The 22,433-nt window shown below is 61.7% G+C and carries 21 protein-coding genes; 7 read left to right on the top strand and 14 right to left on the bottom strand.

Translation table 11 applies throughout. The features are described 5' to 3' along the window. Positions 1 to 206 precede the first annotated feature (206 nt). Entirely contained in the window at positions 207 to 977 is a 771-nt protein-coding gene (gene rlmB / locus FSY45_RS08300; protein WP_046460823.1) for a 23S rRNA (guanosine(2251)-2'-O)-methyltransferase RlmB, read from the top strand. A 79-nt stretch (positions 978 to 1,056) separates the two neighbouring features. Here the strand turns inward: rlmB and FSY45_RS08295 are convergent, their stop codons facing one another. Beyond that, entirely contained in the window at positions 1,057 to 2,997 is a 1,941-nt protein-coding gene (locus tag FSY45_RS08295) for a hybrid sensor histidine kinase/response regulator (RefSeq protein ID WP_046460824.1), read from the bottom strand. A 91-nt stretch (positions 2,998 to 3,088) separates the two neighbouring features. Here FSY45_RS08295 and FSY45_RS08290 point away from each other — a divergent pair, with 91 nt between their 5' ends. After that, positions 3,089 to 3,862 carry an NAD-dependent deacylase gene (locus FSY45_RS08290; RefSeq protein WP_012838903.1) on the top strand — a complete coding sequence of 258 codons (774 nt, stop codon included), beginning with the start codon at positions 3,089 to 3,091 and terminating at the stop codon, positions 3,860 to 3,862. A gap of 90 nt (positions 3,863 to 3,952) precedes the next feature. Here FSY45_RS08290 and FSY45_RS08285 read toward each other — a convergent pair whose 3' ends face one another. The 7 genes from FSY45_RS08285 to FSY45_RS08255 form a co-directional block, all read right to left on the bottom strand. Next, positions 3,953 to 4,552 carry a chromate transporter gene (locus tag FSY45_RS08285; RefSeq protein ID WP_012838902.1) on the bottom strand — a complete coding sequence of 200 codons (600 nt, stop codon included), beginning with the start codon at positions 4,550 to 4,552 and terminating at the stop codon, positions 3,953 to 3,955. After that, the gene (locus FSY45_RS08280; RefSeq protein ID WP_003062711.1) at positions 4,549 to 5,136 is read right to left on the bottom strand and encodes a chromate transporter; all 588 of its coding nucleotides are present in this window, start codon (positions 5,134 to 5,136) and stop codon (positions 4,549 to 4,551) included. The genes FSY45_RS08285 and FSY45_RS08280 overlap by 4 nt, the downstream gene beginning before the upstream one ends. Positions 5,137 to 5,294: 158 nt before the next feature. Beyond that, the gene (locus FSY45_RS08275) at positions 5,295 to 5,942 is read right to left on the bottom strand and encodes a GntR family transcriptional regulator (RefSeq protein WP_003062712.1); all 648 of its coding nucleotides are present in this window, start codon (positions 5,940 to 5,942) and stop codon (positions 5,295 to 5,297) included. Positions 5,943 to 6,084: 142 nt separating this feature from the next. After that, positions 6,085 to 6,831 (bottom strand): aspartate/glutamate racemase family protein, encoded by a 747-nt coding sequence (locus tag FSY45_RS08270; RefSeq protein ID WP_039050572.1) that lies wholly within the window; start codon positions 6,829 to 6,831, stop codon positions 6,085 to 6,087. Positions 6,832 to 6,851: 20 nt separating this feature from the next. Continuing rightward, positions 6,852 to 8,285, bottom strand: a complete 1,434-nt coding sequence (hydA, locus tag FSY45_RS08265) for a dihydropyrimidinase (RefSeq protein WP_003062715.1) — start codon at positions 8,283 to 8,285, stop codon at positions 6,852 to 6,854. Between the two features lie 8 nt (positions 8,286 to 8,293). After that, positions 8,294 to 9,520: a serine hydrolase gene (locus FSY45_RS08260; RefSeq protein WP_148748023.1), complete on the bottom strand. Its 1,227-nt coding sequence runs from the start codon at positions 9,518 to 9,520 to the stop codon at positions 8,294 to 8,296. Positions 9,521 to 9,549: 29 nt separating this feature from the next. Further along, entirely contained in the window at positions 9,550 to 10,857 is a 1,308-nt protein-coding gene (locus tag FSY45_RS08255) for an MFS transporter (RefSeq protein WP_003062719.1), read from the bottom strand. 280 nt (positions 10,858 to 11,137) lie between these two features. Between FSY45_RS08255 and FSY45_RS08250 the strand changes: the two genes are divergently transcribed. Together FSY45_RS08250 and FSY45_RS08245 are read left to right on the top strand one after the other, a co-directional pair. Further along, positions 11,138 to 11,869 (top strand): aspartate/glutamate racemase family protein, encoded by a 732-nt coding sequence (locus FSY45_RS08250; RefSeq protein ID WP_046460826.1) that lies wholly within the window; start codon positions 11,138 to 11,140, stop codon positions 11,867 to 11,869. Positions 11,870 to 11,918: 49 nt separating this feature from the next. Next, positions 11,919 to 12,767, top strand: a complete 849-nt coding sequence (locus FSY45_RS08245) for a fumarylacetoacetate hydrolase family protein (protein WP_003062724.1) — start codon at positions 11,919 to 11,921, stop codon at positions 12,765 to 12,767. Between the two features lie 27 nt (positions 12,768 to 12,794). Here FSY45_RS08245 and FSY45_RS08240 read toward each other — a convergent pair whose 3' ends face one another. Further along, positions 12,795 to 13,382 (bottom strand): GAF domain-containing protein, encoded by a 588-nt coding sequence (locus FSY45_RS08240; protein WP_046460827.1) that lies wholly within the window; start codon positions 13,380 to 13,382, stop codon positions 12,795 to 12,797. Positions 13,383 to 13,469: 87 nt separating this feature from the next. After that, positions 13,470 to 13,766: a helix-turn-helix transcriptional regulator gene (locus FSY45_RS08235; RefSeq protein WP_003062729.1), complete on the bottom strand. Its 297-nt coding sequence runs from the start codon at positions 13,764 to 13,766 to the stop codon at positions 13,470 to 13,472. Positions 13,767 to 13,934: 168 nt separating this feature from the next. Between FSY45_RS08235 and cls the strand changes: the two genes are divergently transcribed. Beyond that, positions 13,935 to 15,374, top strand: a complete 1,440-nt coding sequence (cls, locus tag FSY45_RS08230; RefSeq protein ID WP_003062731.1) for a cardiolipin synthase — start codon at positions 13,935 to 13,937, stop codon at positions 15,372 to 15,374. Beyond that, entirely contained in the window at positions 15,374 to 16,225 is an 852-nt protein-coding gene (locus FSY45_RS08225) for an NAD-dependent protein deacetylase (protein ID WP_052951060.1), read from the top strand. Before cls ends, FSY45_RS08225 begins: the two co-directional genes overlap by 1 nt. A gap of 451 nt (positions 16,226 to 16,676) precedes the next feature. Here the strand turns inward: FSY45_RS08225 and FSY45_RS08220 are convergent, their stop codons facing one another. Genes FSY45_RS08220 through FSY45_RS08210 form a run of 3 tightly spaced genes read right to left on the bottom strand, consistent with a single transcriptional unit; the run spans position 16,677 to position 19,095 of the window. Beyond that, positions 16,677 to 17,093 carry a PaaI family thioesterase gene (locus FSY45_RS08220; protein ID WP_039050580.1) on the bottom strand — a complete coding sequence of 139 codons (417 nt, stop codon included), beginning with the start codon at positions 17,091 to 17,093 and terminating at the stop codon, positions 16,677 to 16,679. A 46-nt stretch (positions 17,094 to 17,139) separates the two neighbouring features. Beyond that, positions 17,140 to 18,273: a thiolase family protein gene (locus FSY45_RS08215; protein WP_046460829.1), complete on the bottom strand. Its 1,134-nt coding sequence runs from the start codon at positions 18,271 to 18,273 to the stop codon at positions 17,140 to 17,142. 21 nt (positions 18,274 to 18,294) lie between these two features. After that, entirely contained in the window at positions 18,295 to 19,095 is an 801-nt protein-coding gene (locus FSY45_RS08210; protein WP_003062737.1) for an SDR family oxidoreductase, read from the bottom strand. A gap of 116 nt (positions 19,096 to 19,211) precedes the next feature. On the opposite strand from FSY45_RS08210, the gene FSY45_RS08205 reads away from it, so the two are divergent. After that, a complete protein-coding gene (locus FSY45_RS08205; RefSeq protein ID WP_003062738.1) occupies positions 19,212 to 20,156 on the top strand; it encodes a GlxA family transcriptional regulator in 945 nt (314 codons plus the stop codon). A 425-nt stretch (positions 20,157 to 20,581) separates the two neighbouring features. Here the strand turns inward: FSY45_RS08205 and FSY45_RS08200 are convergent, their stop codons facing one another. Next, entirely contained in the window at positions 20,582 to 22,315 is a 1,734-nt protein-coding gene (locus FSY45_RS08200) for a methyl-accepting chemotaxis protein (RefSeq protein WP_003062739.1), read from the bottom strand. Positions 22,316 to 22,433: the final 118 nt, after the last annotated feature.

Genomic DNA, 22,433 nt, shown 5'->3' with positions numbered 1-22,433 from the left:
TCAAGCCTGTTGCCAGTCGTTCTGGGCGGCAGTGGAGCTTCATGTGAAGACTCGCACTCGGAAAAAACCATGCTGGTACTGCTTGATGAACCGGTGCCTTGCCCGTTGGGGGCGCAGTGTAGCGGCAATGGAAAACCTCAGCTGTCAGCCCAGACATGGCCCTGCGAGTCTCAGGTCTGCCGTAAACGCCGGGATAATGTGGCCCCATGTCGTCCCCCAAAGTTCTTTTCGGCTTTCACGCCGTAGGCGTGCGTCTGAAGACCGCCCCCCAATCCATCATCGAAGTCTATTTCGAGGCTTCGCGCCGCGATGCGCGCATGCGCCAGTTTCTGGAACGTGCCAAGGAAGCCGGGGTGCGTCTGATCGAGGCCGATGCCCTGCGCCTTGCCAAGCTCGCCGGCTCTCACGGCCATCAGGGCGTGGCTGCACGCGTGGAAGAAGTCAAGGACACGCGCACGCTCGACGAGCTGCTCGACGACCTGGAGGAGGAGGGGGTGAAGGCCCCGCTGCTGCTGGTGCTCGATGGTGTGACCGATCCGCACAACCTGGGGGCCTGCCTGCGTGTAGCCGACGGCGCCGGTGTGCATGCCGTGATCGCTCCCAAGGACCACGCGGCCGGCATCAACGCCACCGTGGCCAAGGTGGCCAGCGGCGCGGCCGATACCGTGCCTTACTTCATGGTCACCAATCTGGCGCGCACGCTCAAGGAACTCAAGGAGCGCGGCATCTGGATCATCGGCACCAGCGGCGATGCCGACAAACATCTCTACCAGATGGATCTGACCGGACCGACGGCACTGGTGCTGGGGGCCGAGGGCGATGGCATGCGCCAGCTGACCCGCAAGACCTGCGATGCGCTGGTCAGTATTCCCATGCAGGGCGCGGTGGAGAGTCTGAATGTGTCCGTGGCCAGCGGTGTGTGTCTTTATGAGGCTTTGCGCCAGCGCCTGGCCGAAGCCGTGGCGATCAAGGCCTGAGCCGGCTTTCCCTGTATCTGAGGCAAGGCGTGGCTGAGAGAGCAGCCACGCCTTTTTTGAAGGTCCGGCCGAGCCGTTCTCAGACGGCCGGCAGATCGGCTGGCGTCGTGAAGTCCGGATGCAGCATGCGCTGCACGGTGCGTGCCAGCTCGCCAATCTCCATGGGCTTGCTCAGCACCACGTAGCGGCATTCCTGGGCATGCGGCACTTCGGCCTCTTCGCTGCTGGTCATGAGGATGAGCGGAATGAGAACATGCTCCCGGGCCAGCTTTTCCTGCATTTTTGCGATGCTCAAGGCACCGGAAAACTCATCGGCGGCAATGATGAGATCCACCTTCATGCCGCTGTTGATATAGCGCAGCGCGACTTCGGGTAAATATGCGGTCACGACCTGATAACCAAGTCGGTAGAGCACCTGGGCCATGGCATTGCGCGTGGCCAGATCAGGCTCGATGAGCAAAATCGTTTCCTGCCGGCCCGCAGGGGCCGAGGCTTGCGGGCTCTGCGGCACGACCGGTTGTGCACGCGGAAAGTACAGGCTCACGATGGTGCCCAGGCCTGGAGTGCTTTCCACTTCGATCAGGCCCTGGACATGGTCCATGAAGTTCTTGACCATGGGCAGGCCCAGGCCCGCGCCCTTGCCTTCGGGCTTGGTGGTGAAGAACATGTCGAAGATGCGGGCCTTGATCTCCTCACTCATGCCCATGCCGTTGTCGGCCACGCTGATCATTACGTAGTCACCCGCATGGCTGGTGCGCTTGAGCAGCACGTTCTCCGCTGTCAGCGTGATCTGACCGTGTTCTTCGGTGGCATCACGCGCATTGATGCAGAGATTGATCAGCGAGTTTTCGAAATACAGCTTGTCCACGCTGATGGGCCAGATGCTGGACGCCATATGCAGCTGCAGTTCAGCGTTCTGGCCTACGGCCTTGCTCAGCAGAGGCTCCAGATCCTGCACCAGTGCACAGGGGTCGGCGGCAGCCAGCTGCATGGATTTGCGACTGCTGAATCCCGTCAGATGCGATGCCAGGCTGCCTGCTTTCTGAATGGTGTTGAGTATCACATCCACATGTTCGAGCTGCTCGGGCTCGCCCAGCTGCTTCTCCAGCATGCCGGCATGCAGGCCGGTGATGAAAAGCAGGTTCTTCATGTCATGCGCGACACCGGCAGACAACTGGTTCACCATGCCCATTTTCTGGGCTTGGGCGAGGTAGGTTTCGGCCTGATCCAGCGCCTGCTGCTTGAGTCTCAGCTGGTGGCTCAGCGTGGTGATCTGGTCGCGCAGCTGATTCTCGGATTGCCGGACGCTGTCTATGCCCAGGTTGGCGCCGACCCAGTAGAGAATTCTGCCCTGCGCATTCTTGACGGGAGACAGCGACGAGAAAAACCAGTGGAACTGTCCGTCATGGCGCTTGATGCGCAGCCGGTATCCCGTCGGCTTTTCGGTGATCAGGGCGCGCGACAGCCCGGTGTTGACGGTCGCCAGATCGTCTGGATGCACGATATCAATCCATATGCCTTCGCGCAGGCTCAGGGGGCGTACTTCCCGGTAGGCGTATTCATGCAGGGCCCGGTTGAGCCAGGTCACCTCTCCATGGGGTGTTGCAATCCAGACCTGGTAGGGCAGGTGGTCCAGAAAGTCCTCAAAGCGGTTGACATGCCTCAGCCCGAGCTCGTCATCGGGTTCACGAAACGAGGTTTCGGTCGGCAATACATAGCATTGCACCGCTTCTGCCGCGCCATTGCCCTGAATCGGCGAAAAATGCCAGAGTCCGGGGTGATCGGGCAAGTTTGCAGTCGCTTCCAGGCCTGTCTCCACGCACTGCCTGATAGCCAGCCTGGCTGTTTCCAGAATCTCGCGCGCGGGAATGCCGGGTGCCTGGTGACTGGGCTGCAGAAGGCGCTGCAATGCAGGATTGGCAAAGCGCAGTTCCAATGTCTGGACATCAACAAGACCCCATGCCAATGCTGCAGGCGTCATGGCTTGCTGAAGTGCGAACAATTGGCCCGATTCGTTCATATGCTGGTGTGGTGCAATATCAGGCAAAGAAGAAGCTCCGCAGGGAAATTCAAGTATTCCACGTTGCAACTCGATTTTTGAGGTTATAGCCTTGGTTCAAGCACTTATTGACAATTCTTCGACGTCCTTGGGTGCGATTGCCTGCGTACGTCGCTGGCTGGGCGAGGCGCAGCGACTGGCCGTGCTGACCGGGGCAGGTGTCAGCGCCGAGTCGGGAGTGCCCACTTTCAGAGAGGATGCAAACGGGTATTGGTCCCAGTTCAAGCCCGAGGAAATGGCCAGCGAGTTGGGGTATCGCCGCGATCCGGCTCATGTCTGGCGCTGGTACGAGCACCGACGTGCGCTGGTTGCCAAGGTGACTCCCAATGAGGGGCACCTGGCGCTGGCGCGTTGGGCAAGGCAGCATCCCGGTCGAATGACACTCATCACGCAGAATGTGGATGGTCTGCACCAGCAGGCGGGCAGTGAAGGTGTGCTGAGCCTGCATGGGGAGCTGAGCAGGAATCGCTGGCTGAATCGCCGTTGTGCGTCCTGCGACATGGAGCAGGCTGTCCCGGGCGAGCCGCCTCATTGCGCCGCCTGCGGCAATTTGCTGCGGCCTGCCGTCGTGTGGTTTGGCGAGTCTCTGCCGAGCCAGACCTGGGCCAGGGCAGAGCAGGCGGCAGAGCAATGTCAGCTGATGCTGGTGATCGGCACGTCGGGCGCAGTCTACCCGGCAGCAGGTCTGGCCAAGATCGCACGGCGCAACCGGGCGCGCGTGGTCATCATCAACCCCCATGCCAGCGAGCTGGACTCGGTGGCCGACCAGATGATCGCCATGCCATCGGCACAGGTGCTGCCCTTGCTGCTGGCAAGTCCCGAGTAGGCCAGGATGGGATTGCTAGCGGCTGTCTCGGTGAGGAGACTGCTTTGGCAGTTGACGTCGATCTTCCGACCCCGGGGGGCGGTACTGCGTTTACACCCAGCCCAGCGCACCCAGCGCCGCGCCGGCAGCCAGCAGCCACAGCAGATGAATGCGTGTGCGCCATACCAGCAATGTGCATGCAAGGCTCAGCAGCCATAGCTTCCAGTCCCTGCCAGGGTTGCCGTTGGCGCTGCCCAGCAGCCAGCCTGTCGCCAGCAGCAGACCAATCACCAGCGGAGCCATGCCTTGCTTGAAGGCGCGCACGCCGCGTTTGTCCCGGTTGCGCTGACCCCAGCGCGAGGCCTGCCAGGTCAGCAGCGAGCTGGGCAGCAAAATGCCCACCATGCATACGGCAACTCCGAGTGCTCCCAGTCCCCAGGCCGCCGGGCCGGTGCCGCCTCCTGCATTCAGACCCACGTTCCAGCCCAGCAGGGCGATGAACAACACATTGGGGCCGGGGGCGGCCTGGGCAATGGCGATGGAACTGGTGAACTGGGTTTCCGACAGCCAGCGATTGCCGTCGACCAGATAGCGGTGCATATCGGGCGCAGCGGTGATGGCTCCACCCACGGCCATCAGCGACAGCGTCAGGAAATAGGCAAACAGATGCAGCCAGTCCACGGTCTGCAGCTCGATCGTCAGCGTGCTCATGCCAGCCTCCGGTAGGTCAGCACGCAGCCTGTTGCGCCCACCAGCAGCAAGGCCCAGAACAGCGGCAGGCGCAGCACGGCCACCAGCACAAAGGCGGCGATGGCCAGCCCTGCGCAATACCACTTGCCCAGCGGGTGCTTGCGCAGCGTGCCAGCCAGCTTCAGGCCCATGCCCGCCACCAGCCCTGCCGCCACGGCGCCCATGCCGCGCAGGGCTCCGGCCACGGCCGGGTTGGCCGCAAACTGGGTATAGATCAGGGTGAGGCTGATGACCACCAGCATGGGAAACGTCAGCATTCCGCACAACCCCACGATGGCGCCGCGCCAGCCGAAGTAGCGTTCGCCCAGCATGATGGAAAGATTCACCACATTGGGGCCGGGCATGATCTGTGCCACGGCCCAATCCTCCATGAACTCCTCATTGCTCAGCCATTGGCGTTTTTCGACCAGTTCGCGCTGCACCACGGCCAGCACACCGCCAAAGCCCTGCAAGGCCAGAAAGGTCAGCGACCAGAACAGTTCGCTCAGATGGCGCGGGCGTGGCCGCTCGGCTTGCGGCAGCGAGGAAGGGGCGGGTGAGCTCATTGAAAGGGCCTCTGGGCCTCTGGAGAAAGTGATGGCGATCAGCCGTGGATGCTAATGCGGACGCCCCTGCCCGGATAGCTGCCAGCCATCTTCAGTAGAGAAGGGCGTATCGATCACTTTGATGGCTCCCGTTGCCGGATCGCGACGCCTGGCGCAGGTCAGAGGTCGCCCAGTATCTGTTCCAGATCTGCGTCGTCGGCATCGGCCTCCAGGCGCAGGCTGCCCTGTATGTGATCCAGATGGCTGAGCATCAGCTGTTCTGCCAGCTCGCCATTGCCCGCGACAATGGCATCGACCACGGCCTCGTGCTCGTCCACCAGACAGCAGGTGTTGACCGCCGATTCATACAGCGAGATCGTCAGGCAGGTCAGCGTGGACAGTTCACGCATGCTGCGCAGCAGCGCGGAGTTGCCGGCCAGTTCGGCAAGCAGTACATGAAATTCGCCGGACAGGCGAACCGTGGCTCGCTTGTCGGAATTGGCGCGAGCATCGCGCTCCTGCTTCAGATGAGCCTGCAGGCGACGGATCTTGCTGTTGTCCATGTTCAGAACGAGGCGACGCACAATGCCTGGCTCTATCAGCCGGCGCGCTTCGAAGACGTCCAGCGCCTGCTCGATGCTGGGCTTGGCAACAAAGGCTCCGCGCTGCGGGAACAGCTCCACCATCTGGTCGCGGGCCATGCGGGCAAGGACCTCGCGCACGCGAGCCCGGCTGGTGTTGAAGATATTGGCCAGCCTGTCTTCGCCGAGCTTGGTTCCCGGCAGCAGGCGGTGCTCATGGATGGCTGTGGCAATGCGGGCTGCCATTTCATCCACGGTAATTTCAGATCGAGATGTGTTGCTTCGATTGTTCACTTTTGTAGTGTGTTTTGTCGACATGCCGGTGAATTCTAGTGTCACGCGGCATGTCGGATTCGAACATCCCGATTGAGGTTATCCCGCAGCCTGTTCAGGGCAGCTGGCTCAATAGCTGGGTGAGCCCCGGGGGGAGGTTCTTGAAGTCCTTGCGCGGTGGTTTGGCAAAACTGCCTGCGCGTGCCGCAGCGGGAGCCAGCGAGACCAGGCTCTGCGCATGATTGACGGCGCTGGAGACGCCATCGACGGCTGGCACCGGCAAACTCTGCTTGATGGAGCGTGCCAGGCCCGCCAGCGGGGCGCCGGCAATGATCAGTACATCGGCGCCATCTTCGCTGACCGCTGCTTCGCACAAGGCCTGCAGGCGTGCTGCATGGTCATCCTGCACACTTCCGATATCTCGCAGAGGCTCGTCCAGGCAGCGAATGCTGGCCAGCCGGTCTATGAGTCCGTTGCGCTCGACCATATCTCGGTACCAGGCGGTAATGCGCCTGGAGATGGCAATGATCGAGAAGCGTTTGCCCAGCATGCAGGCGCTCATGAGTGCGGACTCGGTCATGCCCAGCACGGGAATGTCCAGAGCCTCGCGCAGGCCTTCGAGGCCCGGATCGCCAAAGGCCGCCAGGATGACGGCGTCATGTTGGTGCGCATGTTCGGCGGCCAGCTCGGCCACGGCGTAGGCGGCAATCATGGCCTCGAAGCGCGTCTCGATATAGGCCACCCCCATGGGAGCGGTCAGCATGGTGATTTCCGTGTCTGGCGCGGCGGCCAGCCTGGCCTCTTTCTCGATGAGCGCGGTGACGCTCTCGGAGATATTGGGGTTGATGATGAGCAGTTTCATGGTGTGTTCGTGCTGAAGTTTCAGAAGCGGGCCTGGTGGCGCTTGGGCAGCAGTGTGGGCGCGCCGCGCTGCAGGAAGCGGCCGCTGCCGGCGCGGGCGTGGAATTGCTCGCCGTCCCAGACTACCTGTCCCGCAGACAGGGTGAGGCAGGGCCAGGCCTTGAGCTGCTGGCCTTCATAGGGCGTGTAGTCCACGTTGTGGTGCAGATCGCGGTTGCTGATGGCGCGTTCGCCTTCCTGCCAGACCACGAGGTCGGCATCGGCGCCGATGGCAATGCTGCCCTTGCGCGGATGCAGGCCGTAGACCTTGGCCGGGTTGGTGGAGGTCAGCTCCACGAAGCGGTTGAGTGTCATGCGGCCCGTCAGCACACCATGCGTGTAGAGCAGCGACAGGCGGGTTTCGATGCCAGGAATACCGTTGGGAATGTGACCAAAGGACACCTCCTCGCCATTGGGCTTCTTGCCTTCGGGTGAATCGTAGTTGAACGGCGCATGGTCCGAGGAGAACACGGTGAACAGGCCGTCGTTCAGCCCGTTCCAGATCACTTCCTGGTTGGCCTGATCGCGCGGCGGTGGGCTGCACACGCACTTGGCGCCCTGATAACTGTCATCTATGCCCAGATCCTCGGCGCTGAGGAACAGGTATTGCGGGCAGGTCTCGGCCATGATGTTCATGCCGTGGGAGCGGGCCCAGCGGATCTGCTCGACGGCCTCGCGGCCCGAGACATGGACGATGAGAATTGGCACATCGGCAAGCTCCGAGAGCGCGATGGCGCGGTGGGTGGCTTCGCGCTCCACCAGCATGGGACGAGAGACCGCGTGGTAGCGCGGAGCGGAGCGGCCGCTGGCTTCCAGGCGCTTGGTCAGCCACTGGATGCAGTCGGCGTTCTCGGCATGGATCATGGCGGTGGCGTCGTACTTGCGCGCCACGTCCAGCACGTCGAGGATCTGGCCGTCGTTGAGCTTCAGATCGTCATAGGTCATGTAGATCTTGAAGGAGGTATAGCCTTCGCGGATCAACTGGGGCAGTTCCTTCTCCAGAACTTCGGGGGTGGGGTCGCTGACGATCATGTGGAAACCGTAGTCCACGTGGGCTTTGCCGTCGGCGCGGCGGTGGTAGTCCTCCACGGCCGCGCGCAGCGACTGGCCCTTGGCCTGGGCCGCGAACGGAATCACGGTGGTGGTGCCGCCGCAGGCTGCGGCGCGCGTGCCGCTGTCGAAGTTGTCGGCCATGCGCACCGGCGGTTCCATGGGTTGGTCCAGGTGGCAGTGGGCGTCGATGCCGCCGGGCGTGACCACGCGGCCGGCAGCGTCATATTCGCGGGCGCCGGCGGGCAGGTTGGCGCCCAGCTGGACTATCTTGCCGTCGCGAATGGCTATATCGGATTCAAAGATGTCGCTGGCGGTGGCAACGCGCGCATTGCGCACTACGAGATCAAATTCGCTGGATTTCATGCTGAATATCAGAGTTTCGGGGTGTCGGTCGGGTCTGCCGGTGCTCCGGACTTGCCCTGGTGTTGTGATGCGAGTTCGAGTTCGCGCGCCAACGCCTTGTGGCGGGCGGGCGTGGGTTTGGCATGGGCCTGGTTGCTCAGTGCGGGCAGCACGTAGTCATTGACCATGCGGCGGATGGCCAGCACGTTCCGGGATTCGCGCAGGCCGCCTTCGATGGGCAGCATGCTGGTCATGACCACCACGGCATTGCGCTCGGGCAATACCACAATGAACTGGCCCTTGAAGCCCATGGCGTGGGTTTCGGGCTCGGTGGCGACGATGTCGTTGATCCACCAGTAATAGCCATACCATGGCGCCGAGGCGGGCGTGGTCATGGTCCGGACCCAGGCCTGGGAGACGATCTGCTTGCCGTCCCAGCGGCCGCTGGTCAGCACCAACTGGCCTAGCTTGGCCATGTCCACGGCGCGCAGGCGCAGTCCCCAGCCGGAGGAGACCAGGCCTTTGTCGTCAGCCCGCTCCCAGGTGTAATGGCTCATGCCCATGGGCTTGAAGAGTCTCTCCTTCGCAAAGTCCTGCAGTGGCATACCGGCGTCGGCCCCCAGCGTGGCGCTGGCCAGGATGGGGTTGACGTCGGTGTAGTCGAAGGTCGTGCCGGGCGCTACCTTGGGCGTAGTTTCGGCCGCCAGCTTGAGACGGTCGGGGGCGCCGTAGTAGATGGGGTCGTCGGTGGGCTTGACGTTATAGACCAGGCCCGTGGACATGGACAGCACATGCCGCAGTTCGATGGATTGCTTGTCGGAGAAGGCATCCTGGAGGTCGGGGCGGGCCTTGGTCAGGATGGGCGCCACTTTCTCGTCGAGCTTGCTGCGGCCCTCGTCCACCAGAACGCCGGCGGCCAGGGCCGTCACGTTCTTGGTGATGGAGTACAGCTCGTAGTTGTGGTTGCGCGTCAGGCCCTGGCTGTAGCGCTCATAGATCAGCTTGCCGTCCTTGACGACGAGAAAGCTGCGCACGTCGAGGTTTTCCTTGCGGATCATCTCGGACAACTGCACCAGAGGGCGCGAATCCACGCCTACGGACTCGGGGGCGGCAGCAGGGAAATCGGGACTCGCCTGGACGCCGACGGAGTTGCGGCTGGCTGGCGTGGCGGCATATGCGCTCAGGGTAGAGGCGATGGCCGTGGCGCAGGTCAGGGCCACGGCTCGGCGTGTGGGCAAGGGCATGGGGTTCTCCATCAAAGTGTCCAGGCGAGGCAGGGCGGTACTTAGACCGGGATCTTCTTGCTGTAGTCGATCATGATCGACGAGCAGACGAAGAGGCCTGCGCCCGCAGCAGCGAAGAGCATCATGGCCATGTCGTAGGAGCCGGTGGCCTGCACGATCAAGCCCACCAGAATGGGTACGCCGATGCCGGCGAAGTTGCCGCCCAGGTTCATGACGCCACCCAGGAAGCCGACGCGCTTGCGGGTGCCCAGAATGGAAGGAACGCACCAGAACAGACCGCACCAGCGCAGGAAGAACAGCGTTACCGACAGCAGGATCACGATGGTCACGGGGTCCTTGAAGCGGGCCACGTTGTAGATGGCGATGGTGGCGATGATCGAGGCGATACCGAACAGCGTGCGCAGCACCTTGGCTTGCGAAGCGCCCGCAGCCTTCCATTTGTCGGCAATCCAGCCGCCGACCATCTCACCGACGAAGCCGGAGAAGAACATGATGAACACGGCGCCACCCATCTGCTTGATGTCCATGCCATGCACCTTGGACAGGTAGGTGGGCATCCAGGTCAGCAGGCCGTAGAACAGCGCGTTGAAGCACATCCAGCCGAAGAACATGCCCCATACCGAGCGGTACTTGAAGAAGTCCATCACCTTGCCGCTGGCATGGGCGGGCTCGGCGGCGAGGTCGGCGGCATGTGCTTCCTCGATGAAGGCAGCTTCGGCTTCATTGACGCCGGCGTGCTCACGGGGATGGTTGCGGATATACCACCAGGCAAAGACACCCGCGATCATGGTGCCAACGCCCGCGACGACGAAGGACACGCGCCAGGAGTCGAAATGGGTCAGCAGGCCGGCGATGATCAGCGCACCCAGGGCGGCACCCAGAGGTGCGCCACCGTCCAGCAGTGTGGCGCCGCGGCCGCGTTCGTTCTGGGTCATCCAGATGCCGTTGAGCTTGCCGCCTGCAGGGTAGATGGGGGCCTCGGAAGCGCCCAGACCCAGACGGGTGATCAGCAGCGACACCCAGCCGGTGCAAGCTGCGGCGATGGCCTGGAAGAAGCCCCAACCCAGGGTGGAGCAGACGATGACCACGCGTGGGCCGAAACGGTCGGCCAGCATGCCGCCGGGAATCTGCATGAAGGCATAGGTCCAGAAGAAGGAACTCATCAGCAGGCCCTGAACAGCAGGGCTGAGATCGAACTCCTTGGCGATCATGGGCATGGCCACGGACAGCGATGCGCGGTCAATGTAATTGACCGCGATCAGGAAAAGCATCATCAGGAAGATCTTCCAGCGCACCTTGGTCGGCGCTGCCGCCGCCTGTGGCGCGGCAAGTGTGGTTGGGTTTTGCATCTCGGGTCTCGCTCCATCGGTTGGTTGATTGTTCGATGTGAGGTCGAAATCTAAATGTCGACAATATTGTCAACAATATCGTAAACACCTATTTGGGAATTTTTCTCTGAAATATGTTGTGAGGCGAAAGGCGGTGACGAAGTGAAGATTTTCTTGTCGGATAACTTTGAGCGATTGGATTTTGATTTATTGTCAACAATATTGTTGACGTTTGTTTGGGTGAGGTGAACAATGCCGGCCAACCGGTTTGCCGGTTGGCCATACAACGGAGACAAGCAAGATGACTGCAACTACGACATGCCTGGGCGTGCTCACGCCTTCTTCCAACACCGCGCTGGAGCCTCTGACCAGCGCGCTGGCTGCCAGTGCCGGCAACTGCTCGGCCCATTTTTCGCGCTTCACGGTGACTGAGATTTCGCTGGCAGAGGGGGCACTGAACCAGTTTGACGACAGCAAGATCCTGGCCGCCGCCGAGCTGCTGGCCGATGCCAAGGTGGACGTGATCGGCTGGAGCGGCACGGCCGCAGGATGGCGCGGCTTTGAGACCGATATGCGGCTGTGCGAGCGTATTACCGAGCGCACCGGCATCAAGGCCACGACGGCCATCCTGGCACTCAATGAGCTGATGGAAAAGCTCTCCGTGAAGAAGCTGGCCATCGTCAGCCCGTACACGGCGGATGTGCAGCAATGCATCGTCAACAACTACCGCGCCGCAGGCGTCGAGACCACGGCAGAGCGCCATCTGGACATCTCGGTCAACCACAGCTTTGCGCTGGTGGAGCCCGAGCAACTGCTGCAACTCATCGGCAACGTGATCGAAGAAGGCAAACCTGACGCCGTCGTGACTTACTGCACCAATTTGCGCGCTGCGCACCTGGCCGAAGAGGTGGAGCGCCGTTGGGGCGTGCCGCTGCTCGATACCGTGAGTACCACGGTCTGGGGCATGCTGCGCGCGGCCGGGCGTGATCCTTCCGCCGTCAAAGGCTGGGGCCGCCTGTTCGATATTGCATGATGAAGGCCTTAGAGGGCGACACTGACCGATTCATAAGGAGACAACCATCGTGAAACTGCTTCGCTATGGCAGCGCGGGTGCGGAGCGCCCGGGCGTGCTGGACGCCGACGGCGTGCTGCGTGATGCATCGGCCCTGGTGCCCGATTGGGGCCCGGGCCAGCTAGGTCCCGATGCGCTGGAGCGCATACGGCATACGGACTGGAGCCGTTTGCCCAGGGTTGACGGAACGCCACGCCTGGGTTGCCCCGTGGCACAGGTGGGCAAGCTGGTCTGTGCGGGTCTCAACTATGCTGACCACGCGGCCGAGGCCGGACTGCCAGCGCCGGCCGAACCCGTGCTGTTCATGAAGGCCGTGACGGCGATCTGCGGTCCGGGCGATGCGGTGCAGATTCCGCAGGGCGCGGACAAGGTCGACTGGGAGGTGGAGCTGGGCGTTGTCATCGGCAGCCGCGCGCGGCGCGTGACCGAGGCGCAGGCTCTGTCCCATGTGGCCGGTTATCTGTTGGCCAACGATGTGTCCGAGCGCGGCTGGCAATTGGAGCGTGGCGGCACCTGGACCAAGGGCAAGAGCCATGACACCTTTGCGCCGCTGGGCCCCTGGCTGGTGACGGCCGACGAAATTACCGATCCGCATCGCGTGGGCCTGTGGCTGGAAGTCAACGGCAAGCGCATGCAGAACGGCAGTACGGCCAACTTCATTTTCAGCCTGCCCACGCTCATTTCGTATATCAGCCAGTTCATGACGCTGGAGGCCGGCGATGTGATTCTCACCGGAACGCCTGCGGGCGTGGGTCTGGGGCAAAAGCCGCAGCCCGTCTTTCTCAAGCCCGGCGATGTGGTGCGGCTGGGTGCCGATGGGCTGGGCGAGCAGCGCCAGGTCTGCGTGGCAGTGAACTGACGCTGCTTTTTCCCGGAGAGCTGGTTTTTAGAGCTTTCCGGGAGAAGCCGGGCCGGAAGGCGTGCGCTTTTCTTCGGCTGGCTGGAGCTGCTGGGCCTGCTTGATATCGATTCGCCTGGCCGTGATCCTGGCCACGCATTCGAGTTTTTGCAGGTCCTTGGCCGTCAGGCTTTCATCGGCCGCCTGGCTGAAGCAGCACAGCGTGCCGTAGACCTTGCCGCTGGCCAGCACAATGGGCGTGCTCAGATGGGCGCCCACGCGAAAAGGAGTTGCAGGCAGCTTGGCAAAGGCTGGGTGGCTGGTCGCATCCTGGACCAGGCCGGGCAGAATGCCGTCGAGCACGCACTGGCAAAACGACTCTTCAAGGGGACCGCCGCCGCCAGTGGCAATCAATTCCTGGCCGGGGGCGGTATCGACATGCTGGAACATGCGCTGGCCGTTGCGGATCTCGGAGACAAAAATCACCTCCATATTGAGGTGCTGGCGCAGCTCCTGCAGGACCAGGCGCACGTTTTCATCGACCAGTTCGTCACTTCGATCTGCCGTGGCCAGCAACAATTCGCTGACCTGTACCTCCAGTGCCTCCGGTGCGTAATCCCAGTTGTGAATCGCCATCTCTCAAACCTCTGAATGTCGCGCAAACAAACCTCGGGCCATTGTGGCCGAGCAAACAGGGTTCTCAAGTTAACAATACGTAAGACCTCATAGCGAATCCTGGTCGGTCACAGGACTGGCGATGTGGTCGGCTGCAGCCGTCTGGCCGGTCTGGGGCTGAATCAGTGCCAGCACCTGGGCGTGCAGCTCGGCCGGCACGGCGATCAGCTCCATATTCAGCACACGGGCCATTTCCTGCAGAGTGGAAAAGCGCGGGTCCACATCGCCGGTTTCAGTGCGTTGTACGGCCATGCGTGACAGGCCGGCACGTTCGGCCAGATCGGCCTGGGTGATGCGGGCGGCCTTGCGGGCCTGGGCCAGAGTCGTGATGAGTTCGGAAATCATGCGTATCAATATACTCTTTGTAGCGCGGTACAAAAGCATGGCGCCTGCTGGAGGGTGTTTCCCCCGGGCAGGCGGGTCGCCGCAGTCTGCCATGCCGCTGCCATACTGCGAGGGCATGGTGGTGATGGTTCATCGAACAACAGGAGTGTGCAATTGGACTGGATAGCAATGCAGCTGAGCCACGAGAGCGTCAAGCTCTGGCTGTCCGTGGGCTGGTCGCTGTATGTCGTCGTGGTAGGCATCTGGATTCTGCTGCAGCGCAGCCAGCCGATTGCCACACTGAGCTGGCTGTTGTCCATGGCTGCGTTACCTGTGGTGGGTCTGCTGGTCTATTACTACTTCGGTCCGCAGCGCATGAAGCGCCAGCGTATCAAGCGGCTGCGCTCGCGCAAGCGTTCGCGTGTGCGCAACAGCATGCAAAAACTCAGGGAACGCATTCCGGCCCAGCAGGAGCGCCTGCGTCAGGTGGCACGGCTGGTTGGCATGACCAGCGATTTCCCGGTCAGCACGGCCACTTCCATGCAGTTGCTGGTGGGGGGCGCGGCGACCTTTGATGCGATTGCCGAGGCCGTGAGCGCAGCACGCCACCACGTGCATCTGGAGTACTACATCTACGAGCCCGATCAGACCGGCACGGCCTTGCGTGATCTGCTGATCGAGAAAGCACGTGCAGGCGTGCAGGTGCGTTTGCTGGTGGATGCTCTGGGCTCCAAGAAGCTGGGGCGAAAGTTTCTGGAGCCGCTGCAGCAGGCCGGGGCCGAGGTGCTGCGCTTTCACGATGCCAAGATAGGGCGGCGGCTGCGACCCGTGGTCAATTTCCGTACCCACCGCAAGATTCTGGTCTGTGATGGAAAAGTGGGCTTTACGGGCGGTGTGAATGTCACCGATGAAGAGAACGAGCGCATTTGTGACGATGCTTATCATGACGTGCATATCCGGGTCGAAGGCTCCGTCGTCAACTGGCTGCAGACAGTGTTTCTCGAGGACTGGGCCTACACCCGCAGCGACGATCCGCACCGGCTGCCCAACGATCTTGATGATCTGCTGCCAGATTGCGAAGACGGCCCCATCCCCATGCAGGTCGTGACCTCCGGGCCTGACGACCAGCTGGACGCCATCTATCGCTCCTATCTGGCGGCCATCAACGCGGCACAGCAACGCATCTTGCTGACCACGCCTTACTTTGTGCCGACCGAAGGCGCGCTGACGGCTCTCACCAATGCTGCACTGCGCGGTGTGGAGGTCCGCATTCTGGTGCCGAAGAAGTCTGATTCGCTGTTGGTGACGGCCGCTGCGCGCTCCTATTTTGACGAGCTGATTCGCTGCGGAGTGCATATCTATGAATATGCGGCCAGCATGCTGCACTCCAAGACCTTGGTGGTCGATGACAATATGGCGATGATCGGCACGGCCAATTTTGACTATCGCAGCTTTTTCCTCAACTACGAGGTCTGTGTGATTGGCTACGGGCCAGAGCTGAATCAGGCCATCGCTGCGCAGTTCGAGGCTGACCTGGGCCAGGCTCGAATGGTGCAATATCGCAGCGAAAAAGGTCTGCGGCGACGGCTGGTCGGTTCCGTGGCCCGATTGACATCGCCGCTGCTGTAGTGAGTGAAACCTTGAACCATTGTGTGGATGCTCTGGCGCTGTGGCGCCTGCAAGACTGGCTGCATGCGCACCCGCGTGTGGTAGTCATTGGTGGCGCCGGCTGCAGCACCGAAGTCGGCATCCCTGACTATCGGGACCGCAACGGACAGTGGAAGCGCCCCCAGCCCGTGACCTATCAGGCCTTCATGGGCGATGTGCTGGTGCGTCAGCGCTACTGGGCGCGTTCCATGCTGGGCTGGCGCGTGATGGGTCAGGCGCGGCCCGGTTCCGCCCATCAGGCACTGGCGCGACTGGAGCAGCAAGGCCGGCTGGAGTTGCTGATCACCCAGAATGTCGATGGCCTACATGATGCGGCCGGCAGCCTGAACATCGTGGACCTGCACGGGCGCATCGACACCGTGCGCTGCATGGACTGCGACAAGCGCTCTGCTCGTGCCGATCTGCAGCAGTGGCTGCTGGCGCTGAACCCGGCCTGGGTTGAACTGTATGCAGCACCGGCGCCCGATGGCGACGCCGATCTGGAAAACCAGGACTTCAGCCGCTTTGTCGTGCCGGCCTGCCCACATTGCGGAACAGGCCTGATCAAGCCCGATGTGGTGTTCTTTGGCGAGACCGTGCCGCGTGAACGCGTGCAGACCTGCATGGCGGCAGTGGCCAGGGCCGACGCCGTGCTGATCGCAGGCTCTTCATTGATGGTCTATTCGGGTTACCGTTTTGCGCTGGCAGCGCATGAGCAGGGCAAGTCCATCGTGGCCATCAATCAAGGCGTGACAAGGGCCGATGCATTGCTGGCTTTCAAGGTGGAGGCCGATGTGGGTCAGGTCCTGATGGGCCTGATCGAGGCAAGCTAGCTCATTCCCTCCGCGCAACGGATGAGGGCAGGGGGGAACAGTCTGCATGCTCCTCGGGTTCGTCGCCATCGGTCGGGTGGAAATCGCGGCGCAGCAGCGGTGCATGGTTGCGCTCCATAAAGTGGCGGGGAGTGCCAAGGGATTTGTGTGCCGCCCTTGAGCGGCTCGTGTTCTGCATAGGTGCGGGCCATGCAGCCAAAGCTCCAGCCTGAAACTCCTGGTGGAGCTCAGGCCGTCGGAATGTACGGCGCAGGTATTCCGGTTCCTGCAAACTCGGGGAAGTGTCTTGGCCGTCGACTCGGCTCACCTGCGCACAGAGGTTGGCAGTTCGTGCGGATCGCAGGTCACCGCAAAAGCCTGACCTACGTGCTGCGCTCCGTCTTCACCCTGGGGACCATCGATTTCTGTCGGATGTTTTTAGGCTGCCGACTCAAGCGCGACAACGAGCCAGTCACCAGAGCACGATCTGCGAACAGCGGAATAGCGATAGCCTACGCCCCTTGTCATCGAACAAGGTGGCCGACCACACCTGCGTTGTCCTCCCCAGATGTTCGGCCACGGCCTCCACGTGCAGGATTCCTTGCTTCGCAGTACCAAGGAAGTTGGATTTCAGCTCCAGTGTCGTGAATCCTTTCGCGCCCTCCGGTAGATGCGCCAGGGTCGCATAGCCGGCGCAGGTGTCGGCCAGCATCACCTGCGTGGCGGCATGTAGAAAGCCATTGGGAGCCATCATCCACGGCGCAATAGTCAGCTCCATGGTCATGCGGCCTTCTGCAAGTGCCAGCGGTCGCGCGCCAAAGGTATCGGGCAGTGTGCCGCGCTGGCGTTCAAGCAGACTGTCCAGGGTTTCGGTGCTACGGAGCATCATGGTTTCCTTGAGTGGAGTTGAAGTCTTGGTCTCTGTCGATACGAGCTCACAGTCTCTCCAGCACCGTAGCAATACCTTGCCCACCGCCGATGCATTGGGTGGCCAGGGCATATCGTCCCTGCCGTCGTGAAAGCAAGGCAGCTGCCTTGCCCGTGATGCGCGCACCAGTGGCGCCAAGTGGATGACCGATGGCCAGCCCGCCGCCGTCAATATTCACGGTCGCCATGTCCAGGCCGAGGTCTCGGATGCAGGCCAGCGCCTGTGACGAAAAAGCTTCGTTGATCTCAACCACGTCCAGATCGGCCACAGTGAGACCGGCACGGGCCAGCGCCTTGCGTGCGGCAGGTATCGGGCCTATGCCCATGATCGCGGGGTCCACTCCCACGGTCGCGAAGCTGCGGATGCGCGCCAGTGCCTGCAGACCATGGCGTTCGGCAAAATCGTCGCGGGTGACCAGCACGGCCGCCGCGCCATCGGTCAACGGCGACGATGTGCCCGCCGTGACCAAGCCATCTGGCCTGAAGGCGGGCTTGAGTCCGGCCAGGGCCTCCAGTGTGGTGGCTGGGCGTATGCAGCCGTCGGCATCCAGCAGCTCCCCGTCCGGTAAAAGAATAGGCACGATTTCATCGACCAGTAGACCCTGGTCGCGAGCAGCGGCGGCTTTCAGATGGGATTGCAGTGCCAGCAACTCCTGGTCGGCGCGGGTCACCTCCCATCTCTGCGCCACGTTTTCCGCCGTTTCGCCCATTGAAATATAGGCGTCGGTATTTGCCTGTAACTGGGGGTTCGGCGAGAAGTTGAAACCGCCCTGCGGAACCATCGTCATGGACTCCACGCCCACACAGAGGAAGGCGTCGCCCATGCCGGCCTCGATCTGCGCTGCGGCAATATGCACGGCCTGCATCGACGAGCCGCAAAAGCGGTTCACGGTCATGCCGCCCACGGTTTCGGGCAGGCCGGCCAGCAGACCGACGATGCGCGCCAGATTGTTGCCTTGTGCGGCCTCGGGGTAGGCACAGCCGAGGATCACATCCTCCAATAGTGCAGGATCCAGGTCGGAGCGCTTCAGCAAAGCCTGCACAACCTGGGCGGCCAGCGTGTCCGGCCGGACCTCGGCGAGGCGGCCTTTGCGGGCGAATTGGAATGGCGAGCGTGCATAAGCTGCAATAACGGCTTTCATGACTTGGGCTCCTTGCGATGGTCAGTGCGCGGCGGCGTAGCGCTGGGCGACGATGTTGCTGGACAGCTGGCCTGCCATAGCTCGGCGTGCGGCCTCATAGGCATCCCACTTCTCGCCAGCATGCAGCGAGGGGATGGAGACCTTTTCTCCTCGCTCAAACCCCAGCAGTGCTGCATCGACGAGGTCTTCGGCGCTCATCACGATGCTTGCATCCAGGTTCTCTACCGGCAATCCACCGATGGCCCAGAAGTCCGTGGCCGTAGCACCAGGCAACACTGCCTGCACCCGAACACCTTTGTCGGTCAACTCATGCTGAAGCGACTGACTGAAGGCCAGCACAAAAGCCTTGCTGGCACCGTAGACGCCATTCAGGGTCTCAGGGGAGATGGCGACGATGGACGCAATGTTGATGATCGCTCCGCGTCCACGAGCCACGAAGCCAGGAGCCGCCGCATAGGCCAGCCGCATGGGCACCGTGGCATTCAGATCGACCATGCGGGTCATCTTTTCAACGTCGCTGTGCAGCAAGGGGGTATGTGTGCCCATGCCCGCGTTGTTGACCAGCAAGGTGATGCTGGCGTCCGTGCGCAATTGCTCTTCCACGCGTGCCAGTTCATTGCGGTCGTTCAGGTCGGTCGGCAGGACTTCTACCGCACGGCCGGTGCGAGTGGTGATGCTGCTCGCTAGCGCGTTCAGCTGTTCGCGGTTGCGGGCGACCAGGATCAGGTCATAGCCACGCTGAGCGAGCTTTTCTGCATATAGCGCACCGATGCCGCTGGATGCCCCGGTAATGAGGGCGGTACCGAGATGGGTTTGTGCCATGGTGAAACTCCTTGAGGTTGATGGATGTTGTCCATGGCCTGAATGGTGCGATGTGCGTGGTTTGTCGTAAATGACGTATATAGTCATGAAAAAGGACATTGGAAAGGGCGTTTCTTATGCACCGCATCGGTTACATGCTGCCGGAAGGCTTCCAAGTCATGGCGCTGGCCACCCAGGCTGTGTTCGAACTCGCCAACCTGATGGTGGAGAAGCCCTTTTATGAGGTGGAGACCTATGCGATGAGTGGTACGGCCCGAGCTTCGGCAGGACTTGCATTGCAGGCAAAGCCCCTCACCGCACACAGCAGGGCAGACACCTGGCTGGTTGCGGGCAACCTCACTCCAAGGGACGTCGCTACGGCACCGGAACTGATCCGGCTGCTGAGCAAGGTGGCGGTATCCGCGCGGCGCGTGGCCGGTCTGTGCACGGGCGCTTTCTTGCTGGGCGACGCGGGCCTGCTTGACGGGCGCCGCGCCACCACGCACTGGTATTGGGCCGAGGCCTTGCAGCAGCGCCACCCACAGGCGCAGATTGAGGCCGACCGCATATACATCGCGGACGGACCGATCTGGACCTCTGCCGGTATGACAGCGGAGATCGACCTGGCGTTAGCGCTGGTGGAAAAAGATCTGGGCGCGAAGGTTGCACGGTCGGTTGCACATCGCCTGGTCATGCACCAGCGCCGCTCGGGAGGACAGTCACAGCATTCGGAGATGCTCAAGCTGGCACCCAAGTCAGACCGTATCCAGCAGGCGTTGGAGCATGCACGGCGCAATCTTTCTCAAGCACTGAGTGTGGAAGAGCTGGCCGAGGCTGCCAGCTTGAGTCCGCGCCAGTTCAGCCGGGTGTTCACGGCCGAGACGGGCCAGTCCCCCGCCAAAGCCGTGGAGGGCCTTCGGCTAGAAGCCGCGCGGCTGATGATTGAGGGCAGTCGGCATCCGCTGGAGGTGATTGCTCGGGAGACAGGTTTTCGTGACCGGCGCCATATGCGCGAAGCCTTCCTACGTGGCTTCGGCATGCCGCCACAGGCCGTACGGCGCGAAGCTCGGGTGGAACTGTAAAACGTCTGTGCACGCTCCGTGAAACGCGTAACTTGCACCTTGCGTGGAGCGACCAGCCGGACCCCGAGCCAACTGGCCATGATGGCAATTTGTGAACTGCGAAGTACCGCCGCAGCCGGTGGGATATGCGAGTACTTGGATGTCTGCTCTAGTGCGGGGAGGCGGTTCCCCCAGAATCCCGATCTATCATCGTCTCGAATAAAAACAGAGTTGCTGTCAGAGGTGATGGCTGGCGGGCATCACGCAGGGCTGGCCGTTGTAATGTTCCCAAGGAGCCACTGGCAGCAGGTCCTGGTGTGTGGAGTTGCTCATCGTCTACGCTATCTGTTGCCAAGCACTGAGTTATGCAACGACACCGATAGGTTCAAAAAGCGGCAGGCTTGACGCCTCACCGCCTTTGCTCACGGATCCGCTCGGAAGCTCCTTCAAAAAGTTTCCCAGTCATCGCCATTCTTATTCGTGGCCTGCTGTGTTCCAGCGATAGCAACCGGGCGACGCAGCACAGGGGATTTGGTGGCCATGAGGGGCTTTGGAGGCGACTCCGATACCTTAGCCACTGTCACCGGTTTTGTCGGGTTGACCGACGCTGCCTGCATTGCGGCAGAGGCATGTTGCTCGTGCTCTGACAACTTGAAGACTGCCACCGCTTCGACCAGCGACTGTGCTTGGTTGTGCAAGCTGCTGGCTGCAGCGGCCATTTCCTCGACCAAGGCTGCGTTCTGCTGCGTGGTTTGATCCATTTGGGTGACGGCTTCCCCAATCTGGGCCATGCCCGAGCTTTGCTCATGGCTGGCAGCGCTGATTTCACCCATGATATCGGTGACGCGCCGAATGGCCGTGACCACACCGGTCATGGTCTCGCCAGCTTTGTCCACGAGCAAGGAACCCTGTTCCACGCGCTGGACACTGGTGGTAATGAGCTGCTTGATCTCCTTGGCGGCCTCAGCCGAGCGTCCAGCCAGAGCCCGTACTTCGCTTGCCACCACTGCAAAGCCTCGTCCTTGCTCGCCGGCGCGGGCAGCTTCGACGGCGGCATTCAAAGCCAGAATATTGGTCTGGAAAGCGATGCCATCAATGACAGCGATGATGTCGGAAATCTTGTGGCTGCTTTCATTGATGCTCTTCATGGTCTCCACTACCTCTGCGACCACTTCACCGCCCTGTGTAGCCACAGAGGATGCATTCACGGCCATCTGATTGGCCTGGCGTGCGTTGTCGGCATTCTGTTTGACCGTCGCACTCAACTGCTCCATGGACGCAGCAGTTTGTTCAAGGGCACTTGCTTGCTCTTCCGTGCGGCTGGATAGGTCGTTATTGCCCATGGCGATCTGAGCACTGCCCGACGCAACTCCCTGAGCATTGCCACGCACCGCCGACACCGTGCTCACGAGGCTGTGTTGCATGCGTTGCAGCGCGCTCAGCAGTTGACCGGTTTCATCCTGAGATTTCACCGTGATCTGGCCGCTGAGATCGCCTCTGGCCACACGGTCGGCTGCTGCCATGGCCAGGGACAGGGGGCGGGTGATGGAGCGAGTGATCGTGATGGCAAGAGTCACCGCTAGAAGAATGGCGATTGCACCTGTCGCCAACACTTCCCGGAACAGATTGTCGGCAGCAGCTTCTGCCTTCTGGCTGGCCACGTCGGAGCTTTGGGTCTGGTGATCCAGCATGCTGCGGATGACCCGCTGATATTCGAGCTGGTTGGGGCGCAGCTGGGTTTCCAGCAATCTCAGCGCTTCATCTCTTTGGCCCTGATCGATCAGTCCAAGAAATTCATCACCGGATTTGAGGAAGGCAACGCGCCGCTGCTTCAGATCCTCCAGCAGCGATTGCCCCAGGCCGGAGTGAGTGTGCTTGCCCAGCGAATCCATTTCTGCAGCCAGCTCGGTGCGGGTCTTCTGAATCATGGCACGTGCCGAGGCCTGGAGCGTCTCCGTGGAAAAGATCGCGAGGTTGCGGAACTGAATTGCCTGTTCATTGGCGCCATCCGTGATGGTGTTCAGCGTGCGAATGATCGGGATTTGCTTCTGGGTGATGTCGGTGAGGGCTGAGCGCTGAGTCGACGACCCCCAAAGTGCCACCCCTCCCAGCACTAGTATCAGCACCATCAATGTCATGAACGAGAAAGTCAGCCGAGTGGAAATTTTCAAACGATCCATTTCGCGCGCCTCCTTTAGCAGCCAATGTTTTCGGTTTGAGAGCTCGTGTCAATTTGTGTCCATGCATTTAAAGTGTAACTTTTTGCAAGTTCCTGGGGCACCTTTTTATGGGTAATTG

The sequence above is a fragment of the Comamonas sp. Z1 genome (assembly GCF_008121555.1).
Classification (GTDB): Bacteria; Pseudomonadota; Gammaproteobacteria; order Burkholderiales; family Burkholderiaceae_C; genus Comamonas; species Comamonas thiooxydans.
This window is presented reverse-complemented; position numbering and strand designations above follow the sequence as displayed.